This is a genomic window from Jeotgalibacillus haloalkalitolerans (assembly GCF_034427455.1).
In the GTDB taxonomy this organism is placed as follows: Bacteria; Bacillota; Bacilli; order Bacillales; family Jeotgalibacillaceae; genus Jeotgalibacillus; species Jeotgalibacillus haloalkalitolerans.
This window is the reverse complement of sequence record NZ_JAXQNN010000001.1, coordinates 731,815-753,396: the sequence shown is the minus strand read 5'-3', so window position 1 is coordinate 753,396 and position 21,582 is coordinate 731,815. Positions and strand designations below refer to the sequence as shown.

Sequence of the window (21,582 nt, the reverse complement as noted above, 5' to 3'; positions counted from 1 at the left end):
AACTGTTAGTTTTGTCATGGTTATCAATGCTGGAGGAGGTTCATGAGTACAGTTTACTATTTAAAAATGAGGTGTAAGGATTGAAGAAGGTTAAATCAATTCCGGTTTTTATCATGTTATTCGCCATGATTCTGCAACTTTTCCCATCTATCAGTTACGCGCAGGAAGAACTGGTACCTGAAGAGCAGGAAAAAGAAATCAGATTCATTCATGGTGAAGATGCATCATCTGAGATTGACCTGCTGGAATCAGAAAATCCCGACAGTGAAGTGGTACTGACACTTACAGATGGTACAGCAGTTGAATTAGTTACAGAAGTCACTGAAGAAGCTGAGACGCCCGTCTCTGAAAATATTGAAAGCACAGAAGCTGATGAGCAGACTGCTACTGAAGACGAGGTAACAGAAGAACCGGCTACTGAAGCATCTGAGGATGAGGCAGTATCTGAGGAAGCTGTTGAAGAGACTTCTACTGAAGTAACAGAAGAAACAGTTGAAGAAGTTGCAGCTGAACCAACTGAATCAGAAGAAGCTTCGGCTGAAGTGACAACTGAACTGGAAAGTGAAGAACCTTCCTACATACTTGTCGCGTATACTGACGCTGAAACTGAAGAAGTTTTTACAGGTTATGTTGATGCTGAGCTTTTGTTCACAGAAGAAGAGTCACTTCAATTACTTGAAGAACGCAAGCTTGAAGAGCCTGCGCTAACTGAGGATGAGGCAGAAGCCCCTGCTGAGTCAGAAGAAGTAATTATTGAAGAAGCGGTCCCTTCAGAGGAAAAAGCTGTTGAAGAAGAAGCTTTAGAAACTGAAGAAAGCACTGATGAAGCAACTGTAACAGAAGAAAAAACAGAAGAAGCTGAAGAAATCACTGAGCAGCCTTCAACTTTTTCAATGGCACGCACTTTCCAGGCAGCTGCAGTTGAAGAAACGTTGAGAGGTGTGGGAGTTGCAGCGACTGTTAATGTTTATTCTGACCAAAGCAGATCGTCTGCAGTGCTGAAGAGCTATCCAAGAGGTAGTGAGCTCGTCTATCGTACACTGTCATCTGAATGGTACAGCGCTACGGTTTATGTGAACGGTCGTGCACGCTCAGGATTTATTCATGTGAATGATGTAGATACTTTGGTATCAAATCCTGTAAGAGACAGCGGATACGCTTCAAAGCTGGTTACGAATGTATTTTCAAATGTTTCCAGAGACTCAGGCGTATTAAAGCAATATCCTTTTGGAAGCAGACTAGTCTACACTCAATACTCAGAAAATTGGTATGAGGCTACGGTTTATGTGAACGGAAAAGCCAGAAGCGGTTTCATTAACGCGAATGATATTTCAGATTCACAGCAGCCGGAAGCTGAAGCACTTGAAGGTGTAGCACTTAAGCCGAATACAAATGTCTATCAATCTGCAAGCACAGGTTCAGGTGTCTGGAAAAGTTATAGTCAGGGAACCATCCTTTCTTTCCGTGATTATTCTGACCAGTTCTATATTGCCAAGGTTTACGTGAATGGAATTGCGCGAATCGGGTATATAAATGCTGCGGACGTTGAATTAAAAACTGATTCATTAAGTCCGTTAAAAGGGATTGCCTTAAATGCCCCGACCAATGTGTATACAACAGCTGATAAAAACTCTCCGGCAAAGAAGAGTTATGCTCAGGGAACAATTCTCTCTTATACAACATATTCAGCTGATTGGTATCAGGCTAAGATTTACCTGAGCGGGCAGCCTCATTTGGTTTATATCCATAAATCAGATGTCGAAAATATCAATGAAGTGTCTAACTCACTACAGGGGATTTCTTTAAAGAATCCGACGAATGTATACTCACTTGCTTCAAGCTCGTCTGATATCAGAAAGTCTTATCCACCTGGCACTGTTCTTCAGTTCAGCTCATTTTCCCAAAACTGGTATAAGGCTACGGTCTATGTGAGTGGAAAAGCAAGAACAGGTTATATTCACACGAGTGATATTGAAATAGCAGTTGAAAATCAAACTGCTATAGAAGGACGGGCAAACTTTGAACCCACAAGTGTTTATGCGAGTCCATCTTTAAGATCAGGCGTGTTAAAGAGTTATTCCAAATATTCACTTTTAAAATTCAAAACTTTTTCAGAGAATTGGTATGAAGCTAGTGTCTATGTGAATGGATCAAGAAAAACAGGATATATTCACAAAACTCATGTGAATACTTCTAAAGAGATTATTAATAAAACTAATTATTCAACTTCATTCAACACGATGCTTGATCTGCAAATGAGCCAAGGAATGCCGAAAGCTGATGGTCAGGGACTTTATGATGCTTCAAGAAACCTTGTATCCTATTATATGAACCCTGCAAACTTTGCTGACCGTAATGACCCTTCTTATTTTCAGTTTCTTGTGCTATCTGAACCTGCCGGAACCACTGCTTCTGAATTAAATTCAAAAGTATTGAATGGCAAGGGGATACTTGAAGGCTTGGGCAGCACGTTTATTCAAGCTTCCAAAACGCACGGTGTGAATGAGTTGTACCTGATTTCTCACGCTCTCCATGAGACAGGTAATGGTACTTCCCCTCTCGCACAAGGTGTAGAGTACAACGGACAAACCGTATACAATATGTTTGGAATTGGTGCAATTGATGGAGCTGCTGTTGCTGAGGGCTCAAAGCGGGCTTATAATGAGGGGTGGTTTACACCTGAACAAGCTATTATTGGAGGCGCAAGATTTATTTCAAGTGGCTATATCTCTGCAGGCCAGGACACACTCTACAAAATGAAGTGGAATCCTGAAAATCCTGCAACGCACCAATACGCCACACATGTCAGCTGGGCATTATCCCAGACGACAAGAATCCAAAATATGTATAAGGATCTAAGTGATTATACATTAATTTTTGATGTACCAAACATTTCCGGCACGCCAGATCCATTACCAGGACCACCACAGGAATTCTATCCATTCCCTGCCGGGGCAAAAGGCACAGTCACTGATAACCTGAACTTCCGTGATAAGCCATCTACTACAAATAGTAAAATTCTTGCAAATATCCCTCGTGATACTGTAATCGATATAGTTGGCGAGAATGGACTTGGCTGGTATCAGGTAAAGTATAATGGCCAGACCGGTTGGGTATCAGCAGGCTATGTTACTGTGAGTAATGTACTTGAAGTGGTAACAGATTCACTAAGAGTACGTTCAAGCACAAATACCAGTAACAATGACAACATCATCGGCAGCGTGACAAAAGGTCAGCTTCTAATTGGTATCACTCGTAGTGGTGAATTTGTGAAAAACAACGAATGGTACCAGATTCGATTTAATGGTGGAACTGGCTGGATTAGCAGTGGAACTTCAAATGAAACGTATCTAATTGAAAGAAAATAATCCAGAAAAAAGCACCCTGAATGGTTAAGCATTCAGGGTGCTTCTATATGTCTTAAAAAACAATCATGTGATTGGCTCATATGCACTTTGCAATTCAGCACCTTTTTGTCTGAACGTCTTCTGTTCCTTCTTGGACATTGATTTATATTCCTCAAGGAACTTTTCATATTTTGGCATTACTTCTTCAATCGGACCAAATTCCTTTGCTTTACCGAACTCAAGCCATAGCGCTTTATCACAGAACCTTTTCATCTGACCAACTGAGTGGCTGACAAAAAAGATTGTTTTTCCACGGGCTTTGAATTCATTCATTTTATCCAGACACTTTTCAGCGAATGACTTATCCCCTACTGACAGGGCCTCATCAATTACCAGGATATCAGGATCAATCGTGACAGAGATCGCAAATCCAAGACGTGACTTCATCCCGCTCGAATAGCTCTTCACCGGCTGATCAATAAACTTCCCAAGGTCAGCAAAATCAATAATCTCAGGCTCAAGCTCCTTGATCTGCTCCTTGGTAAAACCAAGCATTAGACATTTCAGCTCAATGTTATCGCGCCCGGTCAGGTTATTATCCAGTCCAGACTGCACAGCAATCAGCGCAGTCTGTCCATTTATCGTAACGTCTCCATACGTTGGCGGCACAATCCCCGCAAGAATATTGGAGAGCGTTGACTTCCCTGAGCCGTTTACCCCGATAAATCCGATTACATCACCCTTTTCCGCTTCAAAGCTTACACCGCGGAGCGCAAAGAACTCCTCCCCGTAGCTTTTTGGCAGTAGCAGGTCCAGTATTTTCTCAGACGGCTTCTGATATAACTTATATCTTTTCGCAACATTATTAACAATGATTGATTTTTCCATAAGGCACATCCTAATTATAAGAAATCAATTAACTGATTTCTGAATTTCACATGAATCATTGAGCCGATCAATAGTAAGACAAACATACCTGTCCAGAATCCGAGCGTGTACTCCCACTGCTCAATGAAATACCAGTTCTGATAAAAGAATGCTGCTCTGTAGCCCTCAATCAGATAGTATAACGGGTTGATTTTCATAATGACCTGGACGAATTCCGGCAGACGGAATGATACCCATAGAATTGGTGACACGTAGATCAGCATTCTGAGTACAGCCTGTACAATCATCTGCACATCACGGATAATCGTCGCAAGTGTTGAAGTAATTAAGTTAATCGCAAAGACAAATACAATCGTTGCAAACATAAAATACGGAATCTGCAAATAATAAACCGAGATTGGAAAACCGGAAAATTGAAAGATCACGACCGCGATTGCCAGCAGCGCCAAATGCGGGTAAAACTTTGACATCATCACAAAGCTTGGAATCGCACTGGTTGGAAAGCTCATTTTTGCGATCATTTTAATTCTTGTATAGATCGATTTTGAACCATGCAGAATCGAAGGCTGAACAAAAAACCAGATTAACAACCCGGCAAACAGCCATAAGAAAAAAGGAACGCCATCGACGCCTTCATTCTCTCGGATTCCATAACCGAATACAAACCAGAAAACGAGTAATTGAATCCCCGGATTAATCAGCTCCCAGGCAAAACCTAAGTAGTTATTGTTATTTGTACTTTTAATTTCAAACAAACCGAGTCTTTGAATCAGATAAAAGTTATCGATTTGTTCTTTTATGACAGTCCATAACGCTTTCATGTAATCATCCTATCACTTTCTTATAGAATTTGATTGCTCATCAAACACAGCTGCTACAACCCGCTCGCTGGCACGCCCATTTTCCCAGGCACAGAACTTCCGGTAGAAGGCTTCATCTATTTCATCCGTGCTGTCAGCATTGCGGATTGCTTCAAGTAACGCATCGTTATCTTTTACAAGCGGACCAGGTGCTTCCTGCTCAAAATCAATATAAAATCCTCTTAAATCATCACGGTATTTATCAATATCATAGACAAAAAAGATCATTGGACGCTTTAAGTTTGCATAATCAAAAAAGACAGATGAATAATCTGTGATGAGCAGATCAGACACTAAATACAGGTCCCGGATATCTGCATAACCTGATACATTATAAGCAAAACCTTCATAATCTGCAATGTTAAGGTGCTGAGCAATCAAATAGTGCATTCTTAACAGGATGACATATTCATCACCAAGCGCTTCCTGCATCTTAGCAAGATCAAGCTTTAATGAAAATTTATATTTTCCCACCTCGAAATATTCATCATCTCTCCAGGTAGGCGCATATAAAATCACTTTTTTCTCTCGGTCAATGCCGAGCTTATCCTTCAGCTGATTGATCACTGCTTCATTATTTTCATTGTGTAAAATATCATTTCTCGGGTAGCCTGAGTTGAGCATCTTTCCTGAAAAGCCGAATGCCTTTCTGAAAATATCAGCTGAATACTGATTAGGCGCAATCAGGTAAGACCACTGCGCTGCTTCCTTCAAAAAGTTTTTTCTGTACTTTTCAGTCGTTGTGCCGGGCATCTGCACGTCATCAATATCAATCCCGAGCTTTTTCAGCGGTGTTCCGTGCCATGTCTGCAGGTATACCGTCTTTTTCGGCTTCTGCATCCACACCGGCACACGCGTATTGATCACCCAGTATTTTGCACGGGCCATCATGTATACCCATTTAGGGGAAAACTTCTTTAGCACATTCACGTCGCGTGACTCGAAAACCTTCATCCCTTTCGTATCAACGCTCCAGTACATCACATAGCCAGGCCGGTTGTCTTTCATATATTCATAGATTGCCCTTGGATTACAGCTGTACTGCTTTCCATGGAAGCTTTCAAAAATGATCACATTTTTCTTCTTCGGCAATTTGCCAAGCACAGAAAACAGCCGTTTAATGACATTTCCATAGACCTTTCCTGCCACTTTTCTAAATAACCTGTATATCATAATTTCCTCCGCTGCGTGAAGATTTCACTATATTTTGTTCAGGATATAGTCTGCAAGCTTACTGCCGGCTTCACCTGAAGAGTATTTGTTCCACTTTTCACAAAATGTCTGATAGGAAGGATCTACGGGCTTTCCATGAGAAGACTGTATTTCTCTGACAAGTGCGTCAGTCGTCTTTACAACCGGTCCCGGCACAAATTCCGCGTAGTCGCTCCAGATTCCTCTGTCCTGAATATATTCCTCCAGATCATATGCAAAAAAGATCATCGGCTTTTCCAGCAGACAAAATTCAAATGGAATAGATGAATAATCTGTGATGAGCACATCCGCAACCGGCAGCAGCTCATTCACTTCGAATGTCCGGTCCACCGTAATAAAAATACTGTCAGGATCATCCGGTATATTCAATATCTGCTTAGTAGCAGGGTGCATTTTAATGATAAAGGCATAATCCTGCCCTAACTGCTGCTGAATCGAGACAAAATCAATATCATATCTGTGATCATCAGCATCCCTGAAGGTTGGCGTATAGAGAACCAGCTTTTTACCTTCCAGCGTCGGATATTTCCTGAAGAACTCACGTCTATGAGATTTTAACACGGGTGTATCAAAAAACAAATCGGTTCTTGGTACGCCTGTTTTTAAAAAGACTTCATCTGCTGCACCAAATGCTCTTTTAAACACCTCTGCCATCTCATCAGAACCGACAACAATCTTCGTGAAGTGTTTGTAGACACTTTTGAACCTGCGGATCGCGACCTGCGTTCTGTCAATGTTACCTCTGTCTTCAAGGCCAAAGCTTTTGATCGCACCATTGGCATGCCAGATCTGAATGCATTCAACACCCTTTTTAAAGTTCATGGCAGACAGCTCTGCATAATAATTATCTACAATTACGACCTTTGATACTGCCGTATGATACATTCTCCTGAGGAGATCAGTCTGCCGGTTCAGTGACAGCAGTGTAATTGACTCCTCAGGATAATGATTGAACTTATCACGGATGGAATCCTTACAGATCACTGTAACCCTGATATCGGGATTTCTTCTGAGCAGCTCATCAAGAATATAGATTGTGTTCTGTTCAAAGCTTGCATAAAATACGGCACTCTTTTGTAAAGGGCGCAGCTTATAAAATGAAAAGAGGAGATAAATGATTACTAAATAAATGGACTTGATTGCGTCGCTCATCATTTGTTATCTGCTGCCACCCAGCAAGTCCTTTTTAATTTTTGTAGTAGAGATACCGGTTGTGCGGTCAAGGTATACGACATCACAATATTCAGCGAGGAAATCAAACTCACCCTTCCAGTCATCACCCATCACAAAGATATCTACTTTATTCTCAATCACATCATTGACCTTCTGCTCCCAGTTGTCTTCAGGGATTACTTTATCTACATAGCGGATCGACTCAAGGATCAGCTTGCGGTGTTCATATGAATGATACGCATCCTTGTGCTTTTTCTGGTTAAATTCATCTGTTGATAATGCAACGATCAGCGTATCGCCAAGCTCGCGCGCACGCTTCAGCAGATTAATATGTCCCCAATGCAATAAATCATATGTTCCATAGGTCAGTACAACTTTTTTGTTATCATCCATTGTTAACGCTCCTTTTACAGTATTGACTGGCGCAAAGCGGAGGGGCCTTTTCAACAGCGTGTCCGGCCCCTTTCAATTATGCTTTGGCTTTTTCCTTGATTGCCCGCTGAATTTCGCTGTAGATCCGCTCACAGTTATGCTGATCAACGTAGTCGAAAATCATGCCTTTTTTATCCTTTACATCTTCTTTTTCAGCGAAGTTATTTTCAATGCTCTTTTCAATATAGCTGATCATTTGATCCTCTTCTGAAGCCACATCCCCGAGGAACGTTTCATCAAATGGTCTCATGATGCCGCCTTTAAAGAATGAGTCCCGGTCAAAATGATAGAAAATAACCGGTTTACTTAAGTAAGTAAAATCAAATGACACACTTGAAAAGTCAGTGATCATCAGCGCATTATCCTTCAGCAGATCCTGCACATTTTTCTCCCCAAGCTTGATCAGGTTAATCGACGGGTCAAAATCCGTGCCAAATTCATCGAAAAACTGCTGCATGCGGTAGTGAGGATAGAAATTTAATTTAAGATTATGCTTCTTTAACAGCTCAAGCAGCCTCGGATTTTTGAGAAATCCTGTATACCGCTTTAAGTACTCTGACTCTAAAAGAGCGTCAGTCGTATTCAGCCACTCTCTCCAGGTCGGGATCAGCAGAATCTCTCTTTTAGGATTATGATCCTGCAGCAGCTGATCAAATCTCGAAAGTCCGGTTACCCTGACATCCTGATCCGTATAGCCCTGCTGATCCATCACCATATGCTTTTCATCAGTTGAGCTGACGCAGAAAATATCAAATGGATATTTATAAAACTTTTTATTGTACTCCACTTTTTTACGGCCCAGGACGCCGTGCTGAAGGAATACCTTGACTGTATCCTTATACCCCGGTGACTGAATCCCCTTGAATGGCAGGAAGTAGTCAAAGTCGTGCGATCCGATCAGCACCTTTGCTTTTGAAGCAATCTCAAAGTGCTCCGGTGTCCCGGCAATCAGGACATTTCCTAAATGCTCGATGTTCTTCAAATCCTTTGAGTCACCATTGATCGCATAATACACCGGCTGGTCCGGGAAATTTCGGCGGCAGTAGCGGAAAAAGTGATAGCCCGTATCCTGTGCTGTATCCGGACGTTCACCGATCAGCCAGATCTCTTCTTCCCCTTTGACACTCAGCAGACTTTCCTTAAAACGCTTCTCTAATTTGAATGTTTCAATCTTTAGATTACCCCTTGGCGTAATTGTCAAACAATAACTGATATCCACGCCTTCATATTTCGAAGGTAATTCAGTGGCAGCAAGAACATCATCTTTATAATATCGATATTTTTTCAGTCCGATTTTCTCTCGGCGAGTGACTTTTTCTGTTGAAGCTTCAATATAAAAATCAATGATATCTTTCGCAGTATCAATTAATCCCTGAAGTTCAATGAGTGAAATTTCCACCTCAAAATTTATTCCTTTTGCCTGCGCCTTGCCTAACACGCGTTTTAATACGCCTGAATTGAGTTTTTTACATGGAACAAAAATTTCCTCTTCTGTCACTCTGTTTTTTGCCACAATATTTAGGATTGTTGCCGAATCATTCTCAAATTCAGATGAATCGATATAAGCTTTTCCCTGTAGAATAAGATTAAGCTTGTCAAACCGGTAGTCACTGACAGTTCTTCTTAAAGGAACTAAAGAGTATACCAGTGACAAACGCTTATAGATCGTCTGATAAAAATACATTGAGTACATAGATTGATCTTTAAAATAGTTCTGCTTAGAAGTTTGGGACATTATTCTACTACGAGCTTTAATTCTCATACGGAGCCTGTCGGTATTTGTTTCCACATCCAGATATGCATCCCAGATTTTTTTGGTGATACCAAATTCATCTAAAATGTCATTATATTTAAACGAACAGGCAGTCTGTACATGTGTACTTAACTGGTTTAGTTCATAATTTAGAGGAAAACTGACCTCTTGGTTTGTATCTCTCTGTATAAATGTTAAAGTCAACGCTTTTAATGTTTGATCTTCTGATAGGTTCAGGCCACTCTTCGAAAAATTTGTTCGGAACTGAATGTCTCCATTTAAATTTTCAATTTCAAGAGAAGTAGCACGAATCATTGTAGCTTGTATATTAACTGAAAAGCCATTCTGTTTTGTTCTATAACAAACACCTTTTAAGGATTCCTTTTCTGCAGGCACATAAAATGTTCTGTTTTCATTGAAAACTTCATTATTAGAGAGCCTTATCCGATGTAACAGCATATGGCCTTTTTTAAGACTGAGATAAAAATCCCAAACGCCTTTAGAGAAATTAATATCATAAATGTTTACTTTAGCTTTCCAATGTTCTCCTGTTACATTTATTTCAGACTCCCAATTATTAGCTGAACCTCTTCTTTTCACCACTAATGAAAGGTCTTCAGGATTTAAATCAAAAAAGCTTAGAAAATCTGAGTCAAACCATCCGCTAAGACTCAGCTCTCCATTATTCATTTGATATCCTGTCAGTAAATTGGGTATCGTTTTTAATCGTTCCTGATCATTATTCGACAATATAAGAATACTTAAATTCCCATAAGAAGTTCTATACGGATAATAAATTGCTTGATTGTCACGATTGTAATCATTCATAAAACCGTTTGAAAGCTTCTTGACTGGTATATATAACCTGTATGTTCTGTTCACGAAACCCTTAAAATGGAGGAACACATCAAGTTTTCTACCATTCAACTCACCATTTTCGTTATATTTTTTCAAATTAAAGCTTGCTGAAAATGTTGATTTTTTTACAGGCAATATGTGACCCATTACAGTATCTATTATCGCTTCAGCTCTGATTATTGTCTTTTTGCTTTCAGCATCAGCAAGGCTCAGCGAAATCGGATTCTTACCTTCATTTGTATAATGTAAAAACTTTGCTGTTCCTTCTATTGTAAGTAACCCGTCTTTTAATGTGAGATTTGTTGCTGCTACCTCACTTCTAGCAGATTTTAACATTTTTTGTTTCAGCTTTCCTGCTCTTTTTCTTAAAACTCTCTTAGATACTCTTAAAACCCTACTCGTATTACTTTCCATTTGAAGAATTTCCCCTTCATCTATAATTTCTGCATTTCATCCATTAGTCTATTTTAGCACAATGAATCATACAGATTCGTCTCATCTCATATTTCATTTATTTAACGAAGTTTACCATTTAAATTATATTCATTGAAAAATGTCTAATCAAGGCTGAACCATACGACCTCCGTACAAATTTCACGCCAAAATCCAGCATGAAATCTCCCCATCCCTTCTCTTAAAACGTTTCATAGAATAGCAGAAAGAGGAGTTAAAAGAATTAATAAATCCCATATTTTACATAAAAATAAGTCATTTAATACATTTTTATATTAATTTATTTTAATATATTATATTGTCTGACGATATTATTTATAATAGTCTGGTCAGACCATGTTTGTAAAAGTTGTCATTTGGTGTAATTTTTTAAATTTAATCTGGAGGGATAAAATGAAGAAAGTAAGTCTACTCGTTATCATGTTTCTGTTGATGATGCAGGCATTTCCACTGCAGACATTTGCAGAACAGGATAATGAGTCGGATGGATCCGGAGAGGTCATTGAACTGGCTCTGGTTCATCAGAACAACGAAGATTCGACACCGCCGCTCTATGAAAATAACACCTCTGAAGCAAATGAAATTGAATATGAATTCAATGGTGCTTTTTGGGTAAAAGTGCTGGAAAAAGGTCAGGATCAAACGCTGATTACATTTCCCGTGACTCGTACATCACCAGAAAATGCCGAATGGAAAACCGGGTGGATCTCAAATGAGTTTCTGCTTTCAGAGGACGAAACAGCCCTTCAGACAGCTGAAGAAAACTCAAACCCGTTAATTAACAAAGATACCCTCATTTCACTGGAAGCAAACAAAGCTGATTTTATTGAATTTCTGAAGCTGTACGAAGAACAACTACAGGAAGAAGCAGAGACTGAAATTATTGCAGAGGACACTGAACAGGCCGAAGAAAGCCTTACATCAGATCCTTCTATACATAATGAAGAAGCTCCTGGAGCTGAAGAAACAGCCGCAGAAGACGTTGAGACCGCAGTCGAAGTACTGGATCCAGCGGTTGATGAGACTGAAGTTGAAGAACAGGATCCGGCAGTCGATGAGGCTGAAGTTGAAAATAACGACCAGGATACTGAAACTGACAAAGAAACAATGATTGAAAAAGAAAGCACAGAAGAAGATAAAGTACTTGATGAAGAAAATGCAGAAGTCTCTGCACAATCTTCAATGATGAGCATGAGCGCAGTAACTTCTATTAAAGAAGAGCCCGTGATCAAAGGGACTGCACTCAAAAATAAAACACACGTATATGTTGCAACTGAAAGAGGCGAGATTCTCAAATCTTACAGTGAAGGATCTACTTTGCAATTTAAATCCCATTCTGATAATTGGTATAAAGCAACCGTCTATTTAAGCGGGCAGGCACATACTGGCTATATCCATGCGGATGACGTCCTGTTAGAAGGCGAAGAAGAGAATCAGACTTCCCGTACAGTGGCGACTGAACACCCCGTTATCAAGGGAATCGCATTAAAATCACCGACAAATGTCTATGCTGCAACTGATAGAGGCACAGTCTTAAAGTCTTATAGTGAAGGATCAACCCTTCAATTCAGATATTACTCTGACAGCTGGTACAGTGCAAATGTCTATATCGGCGGCGAAGCACATGCCGGTTTTATCCATGCAGATGATATTGACCTGCTATCAGATACATCTGAAAGCCTGAGAGGTTATGGCTTAAAGGATCCGACCAACGTTTACTCGGGCACGGATCAGAATGGATCAGTTTTAAAATCATACCCTGCCGGCAGCTCCCTGCAGTACCGCTCATACTCTGGTAACTGGTACGCTGCAACTGTTTATGTAGGCGGCAAAGCCCGGACAGGCTATATCCATGCAAATGATGTCGGCGACAAGCCACCTCTGATCAGCGGTATTGCACTAAAAAGTCCAACCGCTGTCTACTCGGAAAGAAGCACATCATCCAGTGCACTAAAAACCTATTCTAAAGGTTCTATTTTAAAATATCGTTATTACAATGCTAACTGGTATGAGGCTACCGTCTATGTCAACGGCTCAGCCCATACAGGCTACATTCACAGCAACGACGTTGAACGCTATACCCAGTCACCCGTTCCACTGACCGGAGTCGGCGTCATGTCACCAACAAACGTCTATTCAGAGGCTTCAACTGGCTCAGGCGTCTTAAAAAGCTATGCTGCCGGTCAGGTACTGCAATACGAAACATTCACTTCAGACTGGTACCGTGCAACTGTCTATGTAAATGGTGGACCGACAACTGGTTACATTCATGCAGACCACGTAGAAAACGCAATTGCCAAACAAAAAAGAATCGTAGGCGCAGCATACAAATCATCAACAAACGTATACGCAAGCGCCTCTAAAAGCAGCGGCGTGCTTAAATCATACAGCTACGGCTCACGCTTAATCTATCGCACATTCACAGGCAGTTGGTTCCAGGCAACTGTCTATGTAGACGGCCGTGCAACAACAGGCTATGTCCATAAAGACGATGTCAGAAGCTTTGAAGGCAGAACTATCGTACTAGATGCCGGTCATGGCGGTAAAGATTCAGGCGCAATCGCAGGCGGCATGCTCGAAAAAGAGCTCGTACTCGATATCTCACTGCGCTCACAGAGAATCCTTGAAAACGCTGGTGCCAATGTTATCATGACACGCACAACAGACCGCTTCCTTGAACTACACGAAAGAGCAGCAATCGCCAACAACTCAGGCGGAGAATTATTCCTCAGCGTCCATGCGAACGCATTCAATGGATTAGCACGAGGAACCGAAACATTCTGGTACAGCCGCTACGAAGCAGCGAACAGCCAAAGACTCGCCCTTAACGTCCAGGACGCAGTCATCGACAAAATCGGCACAAGCTACCGCCGCGTCGCAGAAGGCAACTACCACGTCGTCCGCGAAACAAAAATCCCAAGTGCCCTACTCGAAGTAGGATTCATGGACAACCCGGACGACGCAGTCAAACTCAGAAGCAGCTACTACCGACAACTGACAGCAGAAGGTGTTTTTGAAGGGCTATTGCAGTATTTTAGTTTGGATTGAGTGAAGGGAGGGACAGACCCTGCCTTCGCTAGTCACCGGACGAGGAGTGGAGACAGGGACAGACCCTCTCTTCGCTAACCACCGGACGAGGAGTGGAGACAGGGACAGACCCTCTCTTCGCTAGCCGCCGGGCGAGGAGTGGAGACAGGGACAGGGACAGACCCTCTCTTCGCTGCCCACCGGGCGAGGAGTGGAGACAGGGACAGACCCTCTCTTCGCTAGTCACCGGACGGAGAGCGGAGACAGGGACAGACCCTGCCTCCGCTCTTTTTTTACCCCAAACAAAAAAAGCAGACGCGCAGTCTGCTTTTTTGTTTACTTATAAAATCGCTTGAAGCTTTCGAACTTTGATTTCCAGTAAGAGTTATTAAGACTCGTAATCTGTACGCCACCGTCGTTTGCGTGGATGAACTGGTTGTTGCCGATGTAAATACCTACGTGCGAGATGCCCGCTTTGTATGTATTTTCGAAGAATACCAGGTCTCCCAGTTGAGGTGTGCTTACGTAATGAGAGCGTGCGTGCTGCCCTTCTGCGTTTGTACGCGAAATGCCATAGCCTGCCTGATTATACACATAGTTAATGAATCCGCTGCAGTCGAAGCCGGATGGTGAAGATCCGCCCCACACGTATGGTACGCCCATCATTGATTGTGCGACTGACAGTAGTGTTGAGACACTTGCACTGGTACCGGATGGTGGTGTGACTGTCTGAACAGGGCCTGATGAGCCGCCTGTCGAGCTGCCTCCGCCTGAAGAGCTTCCATCACCGCTTACCTTTAGTACCTGTCCGACTCTGATCAGGTCAGAACTGAGTCCATTAATGCTTTTTAACTGAGATAGAGACATTTTGTACATGATCGCGATCTTACCGAGTGTGTCCCCGCCTCTTACTGTATAAGTAGACGATGAACTGCTTTGGTCAGATGAACCGCCGCCTGTATTGACACTGCCTGATGAACCTGAATTTCCGCTTCCACCACTTACAGTTCCTGAAACGCTAAGCTTTTGACCAACAAAGATCAGGTGACCGGAGATTTTGTTAATTTCCATTAATTTTGCGAGGCTCATCCCATGATTTGATGCAATGTGAGATAGTGTATCGCCTGCTTTTACTGTATATGTTCCGTTTGTAGCAGTGCTTCCTGAACCTGTTGATGGCTGTGACACATTGTTTGAAGAACCCTGTGTTGCGCCACCTTTCGTTTTCAGAACCTGCCCCGGATAAATGAGGTGACCCTGAATGCTGTTCAAAGATTTTAATTCAGATAATGGTGTTCCTGTGCTGAGTGCAATCTTTGAAAGCGTGTCACCGGATTTAACTGTATATGTAGAGCCGCTGCCCTGACTGCTGCCTTGAGAAGGTGCCTGTGACTGGCCCTGTTCGGCACTTTCTGATGAAGCGCTTACCTTCAGAACCTGGTTCGGGTGGATGATCTCTGAAGTAATATTATTCAGTTGTTTGATATGACTGACTGATACGTTATACTTATTTGCAATCTTCCATAGAGAATCGCCAGCATTTACCGTATGAGTGTTTGCTGAAGCTTCCTCAGCGTGAAGACCGAAAAAAGATGCAACTGCTGCAGTGGCTGAAACTGAATAAATCCATTTTTTCAAATGAGGCACCCCTTTTTCATGTATAATGAAATCATACTAAAGATACATATATAAAAATATACTCCTAGTCATTTTACAACATTTTTCATCATTGGAATATTACTATTTCATTACAAATATTATATATGTTACAAACCAACACAGTTTTGATAGAAATAGAGGTGTTATTCATGAACATTGGATCAATTATTAAATACTATCGTACTAAAAAGGGTCTGACTCAGACTGACCTGGCGGAAGGCATCTGTTCCATTTCACACCTGAGTAAAATTGAGACGAATATGTATACGGCGAATGAGGAAACTGTGAACCTGCTGCTTTCAAAGCTGGGGTTGAAGCTTCAGGATATTACCGGGGATTTGAGGGAGATTCGGGATACGCTAGAAGCATTTATGCATGCGATTTGCATGCATGATCGTGAGTCAATTGAACAATTATACCAAGAGCTTCTTGAAAAAGAAGATTATATTTTAACCAGCGAGTATGTGAATTTATATCATTTATATAAGTTAAGATACTGTCTGTTTCATTGGGATCATCAAGGTGTGCAGGAATCTTTAAAAATGATTCAGAAGATAAAAAACACGTTTGACCCTGTTGAGAAGAATATTTTACTGTTTTTTAGAGGTTTTTATCATTCAATGAATGAAAAGTATGAAGAGGGGTTAAAAGCAGTTCATGAGTTCTTAAATAACCCCCTTCCAATCGGTGGTATGTGGGTAGCTGAAGCAAGTTATATATTGTCTCACTTATATACTTCAATTAATGATAACGAAGCTGCTCTAACTTTCAGTAAAAAAGCATATGATGTATATGTGGCTGAATCTAATTTCACACGTCAGGTTCATTCCCAAATGATCCTCGGAATTAGCTATATGAGGTTGAGCCTTTACTCAGAGGCTTTAACAGTCTACAAATCGCTTCTAAGAAATACGAGAATGTTCTTTAAAGCAACACTTTATCCAGGCGTTTTAATTAATTATGCCCGCTGCCTGTATTTAGTAAAAGATTATACGAAGGCAAAGAAAGCAGCTGATGAAGCGATTGAACTGTCAGAACCATTTTCCTATGCTTACGGCACCTCTTTATTAATATGGCTTGAAAGTAAAGTGAAATTAAACGACATTGACAAAAGTTGGCATTCGCGAATGAGACTGTTAAAAGAAACTGATGCAATAATTGGAAACAAATACTTTTATCACCATTCAAATTTTCTTGAAAAGTATGAATTTTCCCAACCAGCGGGCATAAAATATGCGGTAAAATACTTATATCCCCACCTGCTTAAGTTACAAAGCTTTAGCGATGCACTGGAAGTACTGGAAATGATTATCGACTATTATGAGTCAATAGGCGATGTTGAGAAGGTTAATCATTACTACAGTCAATGGAGAAAATTGATTTCAAAGGAGAGAAGATCAAATGAATAAACTTAAAAAAGCTTCAGCTTCACTATTAATTGCTCTTTCATTGGTAGGTGCATTCGGCACTTTTAATATTGGATCGGAAACAGAATCAGTAAATTTGGCAGGTACTCGTGATGTTTTTACACCACATGTGGACAGAATTGTACTGCCACCAGCAGCCTGACATTTTTTTCAATCGCAATTTTCCCAATAGACGAATCGTTAAATTTATATTACAATAAGATTATGAAATGACCCAGCAATACCCTCTCATTGGCCGCTCGATTAATCGGGCGGCACTTTTTTTGTATTTTTGTAATTTTTTAGAGGAATCTATTGGATTTACACAGAACAAAATGTTTTTTCAAAAAAACATTCGACGCGTTTTGACAAATTTTTCGGTTTTTTTCCCAACTTAAAAACCCTCTCTTCTGTTTGACAGTTGAGAGGGTTTTCTATGTGGTTAAACAATATTCATCCATTACTGGGCCGCCTCCTCTGTTTTCAGCTGATTAGTAAGCTGCATAAACAGGTCACGGTCTCCTTCCAACAGTGCTTTATCGATTAAACGGTAAAGGTTTTGCATCTCAAGGTTCATAATTTCATCATTCATCGCCTGCTCCTCCTCATCCGCTTGTATTTGATCCACATAAAATTGTGAAATCGATCTGAGATGTTCAATGAGATCAGACACCTGCAATAATTGAAACAAGGGTATTCTGAAAATTCTTGTTCCGCGTTGAAATACGAATATATCTGTTAAATTTTCTACCTGTTTTGTCTTCAGGTTAATCCTGATTTCGTTAGACTCCACCGGAATAAAATGATAAATTTCTTCGCCTTTCATGACCGAAAAATATTGGTAGGCAAATACCAGCTTAAGCTCATGGCCTTCCTGGAGTGTGTAGAACGGCTTCATCATCTTGACGGTCAGCATCATTGTTCTCCCTCCTATTCTGTTTCTGTCTCGACTGTGTTACACAGTCCTGTTACGTCTGCCGGAACTTCAGCTGACTGTTGTGGAGTGACTCGTTCTCCCGCTCCATACATTGACTTTTCAATACAGAATCACTTGGCAGGGTATTTTTTTCGGTTAAGTCAGATTAAGTTGAATATTTTTTAAATATTCAGTACTTTAACATAATTATCGTATATTTTGCAAGAAATGAAAAGGATAAATGTTTGATTAATTTTGATATATGCACATTTGACATGGGATGTTCACATTTTGGAGATGGCTGCTTCAGGCTGGGAAGAGGTTTATCGTGGTACTGGCTGGCACTTCATATGGGGTGGAGTTTGACGGAGACGGGTCAGGTCGGGAGCTGGAGATTAATTCGGCCACCTTTTACAATATATCTATCACCTTTTCAATTTATTAAGTCATGAATTTTTTTATTCGCCCTCTGGCTGGCGGATCTCGATTAATTCGATCACCTTTTACTTTATTCCATCACCTTTCCATTTATTTCATTCACCTATCGAATGATTCCGCCACCTCCGTCGCAACGCCCCCCCACAATTCCAGTACCCTCCCTCTTCATGCCCTTAGGTAACTGACAGCACGCTAATGAAAAAAACTCCCTCTATTATAAATAGAGGAAGTTCCTGTTTTTAGTGCCATCCGTTCGCAATGTGTCTTGCCCGGATCACACCTTCGATTTTCTGGAATCTGTTCATGATGTCTGCTGCTTCTTCATCGTTCAGTTTGTTGTCGATGTCGATGAGTGTATAAGCAAATTCTCCACGGCTGCGGTTGAGCATGTCTGCGATGTTGAAGTTGCGTTCTGCGAGCAGCTGGGAGAATTGTCCGAGCATGTTCGGGATGTTTCTGTGCATGATCGTCAGGCGGCCCGGTGATGTAAGTGGCAGGCTGACGTTTGGCAGGTTCACCGCATTTTTGATATTCCCTGTTTCAAGGTAATTTTTCAGCTGCCTTGCTGCCATCACTGCACAGTTTTCTTCAGATTCGGTTGTAGATGCACCGAGGTGTGGTGTTGCGACTACGTTATCCATACCGAAGATGTCATCGCTTGGGAAGTCGGTGATGTATTTGCCGACTGTGCCGTCTTCAAGTGCTTTTTTCAATGCTGCGTGATCCACGAGTTCTCCACGTGCAAAGTTGATGAAATGAATCCCTTTTTTCATGGCTTTAAATGCTTTTTCATCAATGATGCCGGTTGTTTTCGGGCTGAGCGGGACGTGAATGGTAATAAAATCACATTGCGCCAGCAATTCTTCAAGCTGGTGAACGCGCTTGACGCTGCGTGAAATGGTCCAGGCTACGTCTACTGATACGAATGGATCGTAGGCCATGACTTCCATATCAAGTGCGAGTGCGTCATTGGCTACGACTGACCCAATGTTCCCCAGTCCGATGACACCGAGCTTTTTGCCGGCTACTTCATGACCGATAAACGCTTTTTTGTTTGCTTCCACTTTTTCAGGGATTTCAGTTTCCCCTTTTAGAGAATGTGTCCACTGAACGGCGCGGAACAGGTTACGTGAGCTTGCGATCAGGCATGAGATGACGAGCTCTTTTACTGCGTTTGCGTTGGCGCCTGGTGTGTTAAATACAACAACACCCTGTTCGGAGCACTGTTCAATTGGAATGTTGTTGGTTCCGGCACCGGCTCTGGCAATGGCCTGAACTGAGTTAGGGATTGGCTGGTTGTGAAGCTTGTGGCTTCTGAGTAAAATCGCATCCGGTTCATTGCTTTCGTTGATCTTGTACTGTTCGTCTAACAATTTTAATCCTGCATCGGCAATTTTGTTGTAGGTTTGAATCTGGTATGTCAACGTAGAGAACCTCCTGATAATTATATAAATTTATTTGCCAGGCGGGCGCCCTGTGCTACAGGCGGACGCTTTCCACGGGGACGGCGGTGAGCCTCCTCGGACGCTTCGCACCTGCGGGGTCTCACCTGTCCGTCACATCCCGTTGGAGTCGCCACCTTCCGCTCCGGTTGCCAGCTGATGGATGTTAAATATCTTGTAGCTTCTTACTATTATTATAGAAGAAAGACAATTACAGATTACGAAAAGCTTTAATTACTTATAACTAACACTGGGTCTACTCAACTAGATATAGAAGTATTTATTAGCTGAATAACTTTTTTGATTCTCTCAAATAACTAAGACAGTGAAAGTAAAGGTCCTCACACTCAGTTGATCGCAGTGGAAGGCGGCAACTCCGGGACGATTAGTTGGACGCTGAGACCCCACAGCCGAAGCCGAGGAGGTCTAATGGAGCCAGAAAACGGCTCATCCAGGAAAGCGTCCGCCTGAAACGGAGATCAACGATTGCTTAAGTTATCCGCTATTTTATTTTCGCCTCAAACTCCCGCATCGCATCGCACAGCCGCTCCACATGCTCAATCGGCATCGCATTGTACATACTCGCACGCATACCGCCTACTGAGCGGTGGCCTTTTAATTCAACAAGCTGCTTGGATGCTGCGAATTCGATAAATGCTTTATCTGTTTCCTCACTGTCCGTTTTAAAAGGAATGTTCATTAGCGAACGGTCTTCCTTTTTAACAGGTGAATAGAATAAGTTTGACTGATCAATTGTTTCATATAATAAAGAAGCTTTTTCACGGTTGCGTTTTTCGATTTCTTTTACACCGCCGAGTGAGTCGATCCATTCGAGCATGAGACCGATCATGTAAATCCCGAATGTCGGTGGTGTGTTGTAGAGTGAATCTGATTTTTCATGCGTTTTGTAATCAAGCATCGTTGGCAGGTGATCAGGTGCGTGCCCGATCAGGTCTTCACGGATGATTACGACGGTGACGCCGGATGGTCCGAGATTTTTCTGTGCGCCTGCATAGATCACGCCGTAGTCGCTGACGTTAATTTCTTCTGACAGAATACCTGAAGACCAGTCATTGATGATCGGGGCATCTGTTTTTGGCAGTTCCGTAAACCGTGTTCCTTCTATTGTATTGTTACCTGTGATGTGTACGTAGGATAATTTTTCAAATTGTGTAATCTGAGAGAAATCCGGAATATTTCTAAACTGGGTCTCTTCGGATGTTGCTATGACAGTGGTTTGTCCGACCTTTTTAGCCTCTTTCAGCGCTTTTTGGGACCATGAGCCTGTAATAATGTAGGCTGCTTCGTGATCTTTTTGTAACAAATTTAACGGGATCATGCTGAATTGTAACGAAGCACCCCCCTGTAAAAATAAAATTTTATAGTTTTCAGGGATGTTCATGACTTTTTTCAAAAGGTGTTTTGTGTTCTCTAAAATGTCTTCGAAGGCTTTCGATCGGTGACTCATCTCCATCACCGACATGCCAGCGTGATTTGTGTCGACGAGTTCAGATTGCGCTCGCATCAGTACTTCGAGCGGCATTGCTGAGGGGCCCGCCGAAAAGTTAACGACTCGATCCATCAAAATTCTACTCCTCTCTTACACTTTAAATCATTAAACTATCCTTTCCAATAATGTAGTATAGTATAGTCCTCAGGTGCACACATGTCAACGCTGTATAGACAAATTAGCACGTAATGTAATTGTTATCTCCCTC

14 protein-coding genes are annotated in these 21,582 nt (G+C 41.6%); 4 read left to right on the top strand and 10 right to left on the bottom strand.

The window, feature by feature from the left end; translation table 11 throughout:
- Positions 1-80: 80 nt before the first annotated feature.
- Positions 81-3,368, top strand: a complete 3,288-nt coding sequence (locus tag UFB30_RS03625) for an SH3 domain-containing protein (protein ID WP_322420308.1) — start codon at positions 81-83, stop codon at positions 3,366-3,368.
- Positions 3,369-3,431: 63 nt separating this feature from the next.
- Here UFB30_RS03625 and tagH read toward each other — a convergent pair whose 3' ends face one another.
- The 6 genes from tagH to UFB30_RS03595 all read right to left on the bottom strand — a co-directional run bounded on the left by tagH (position 3,432) and on the right by UFB30_RS03595 (position 10,937).
- Complete coding sequence (gene tagH / locus UFB30_RS03620; RefSeq protein ID WP_322420307.1) at positions 3,432-4,235, bottom strand: teichoic acids export ABC transporter ATP-binding subunit TagH; 804 nt, start codon at positions 4,233-4,235, stop codon at positions 3,432-3,434.
- Positions 4,236-4,249: 14 nt separating this feature from the next.
- Positions 4,250-5,056 (bottom strand): ABC transporter permease, encoded by an 807-nt coding sequence (locus UFB30_RS03615; RefSeq protein WP_322420306.1) that lies wholly within the window; start codon positions 5,054-5,056, stop codon positions 4,250-4,252.
- Positions 5,057-5,068: 12 nt separating this feature from the next.
- Positions 5,069-6,268 carry a CDP-glycerol glycerophosphotransferase family protein gene (locus UFB30_RS03610; protein ID WP_322420305.1) on the bottom strand — a complete coding sequence of 400 codons (1,200 nt, stop codon included), beginning with the start codon at positions 6,266-6,268 and terminating at the stop codon, positions 5,069-5,071.
- Between the two features lie 27 nt (positions 6,269-6,295).
- Positions 6,296-7,459, bottom strand: coding sequence for a CDP-glycerol glycerophosphotransferase family protein (locus UFB30_RS03605; protein WP_322420304.1), 1,164 nt, complete (start codon positions 7,457-7,459; stop codon positions 6,296-6,298).
- Between the two features lie 6 nt (positions 7,460-7,465).
- Entirely contained in the window at positions 7,466-7,873 is a 408-nt protein-coding gene (gene tagD / locus UFB30_RS03600) for a glycerol-3-phosphate cytidylyltransferase (RefSeq protein ID WP_322420303.1), read from the bottom strand.
- Positions 7,874-7,949: 76 nt separating this feature from the next.
- Positions 7,950-10,937 carry a CDP-glycerol glycerophosphotransferase family protein gene (locus tag UFB30_RS03595; RefSeq protein WP_322420302.1) on the bottom strand — a complete coding sequence of 996 codons (2,988 nt, stop codon included), beginning with the start codon at positions 10,935-10,937 and terminating at the stop codon, positions 7,950-7,952.
- A 432-nt stretch (positions 10,938-11,369) separates the two neighbouring features.
- On the opposite strand from UFB30_RS03595, the gene UFB30_RS03590 reads away from it, so the two are divergent.
- Entirely contained in the window at positions 11,370-14,024 is a 2,655-nt protein-coding gene (locus UFB30_RS03590) for an N-acetylmuramoyl-L-alanine amidase (protein WP_322420301.1), read from the top strand.
- A 315-nt stretch (positions 14,025-14,339) separates the two neighbouring features.
- On the opposite strand, the gene UFB30_RS03585 is transcribed toward UFB30_RS03590, so the two are convergent.
- Complete coding sequence (locus UFB30_RS03585; RefSeq protein WP_435390786.1) at positions 14,340-15,650, bottom strand: C40 family peptidase; 1,311 nt, start codon at positions 15,648-15,650, stop codon at positions 14,340-14,342.
- A 116-nt stretch (positions 15,651-15,766) separates the two neighbouring features.
- Here UFB30_RS03585 and UFB30_RS03580 point away from each other — a divergent pair, with 116 nt between their 5' ends.
- Positions 15,767-17,071: a helix-turn-helix transcriptional regulator gene (locus UFB30_RS03580; RefSeq protein WP_322420299.1), complete on the top strand. Its 1,305-nt coding sequence runs from the start codon at positions 15,767-15,769 to the stop codon at positions 17,069-17,071.
- On the top strand, positions 17,064-17,231 hold the full coding sequence (locus UFB30_RS03575) for a hypothetical protein (RefSeq protein ID WP_322420298.1): 168 nt from the start codon (positions 17,064-17,066) through the stop codon (positions 17,229-17,231). Before UFB30_RS03580 ends, UFB30_RS03575 begins: the two co-directional genes overlap by 8 nt.
- 297 nt (positions 17,232-17,528) lie before the next feature.
- Here UFB30_RS03575 and UFB30_RS03570 read toward each other — a convergent pair whose 3' ends face one another.
- From UFB30_RS03570 to serC, 3 genes are all read right to left on the bottom strand, one after another.
- Entirely contained in the window at positions 17,529-17,987 is a 459-nt protein-coding gene (locus UFB30_RS03570) for an IDEAL domain-containing protein (RefSeq protein WP_322420297.1), read from the bottom strand.
- Between the two features lie 674 nt (positions 17,988-18,661).
- Positions 18,662-19,846: a phosphoglycerate dehydrogenase gene (locus tag UFB30_RS03565; RefSeq protein WP_322420296.1), complete on the bottom strand. Its 1,185-nt coding sequence runs from the start codon at positions 19,844-19,846 to the stop codon at positions 18,662-18,664.
- 520 nt (positions 19,847-20,366) lie between these two features.
- On the bottom strand, positions 20,367-21,446 hold the full coding sequence (gene serC / locus UFB30_RS03560) for a 3-phosphoserine/phosphohydroxythreonine transaminase (RefSeq protein ID WP_322420295.1): 1,080 nt from the start codon (positions 21,444-21,446) through the stop codon (positions 20,367-20,369).
- Positions 21,447-21,582: the final 136 nt, after the last annotated feature.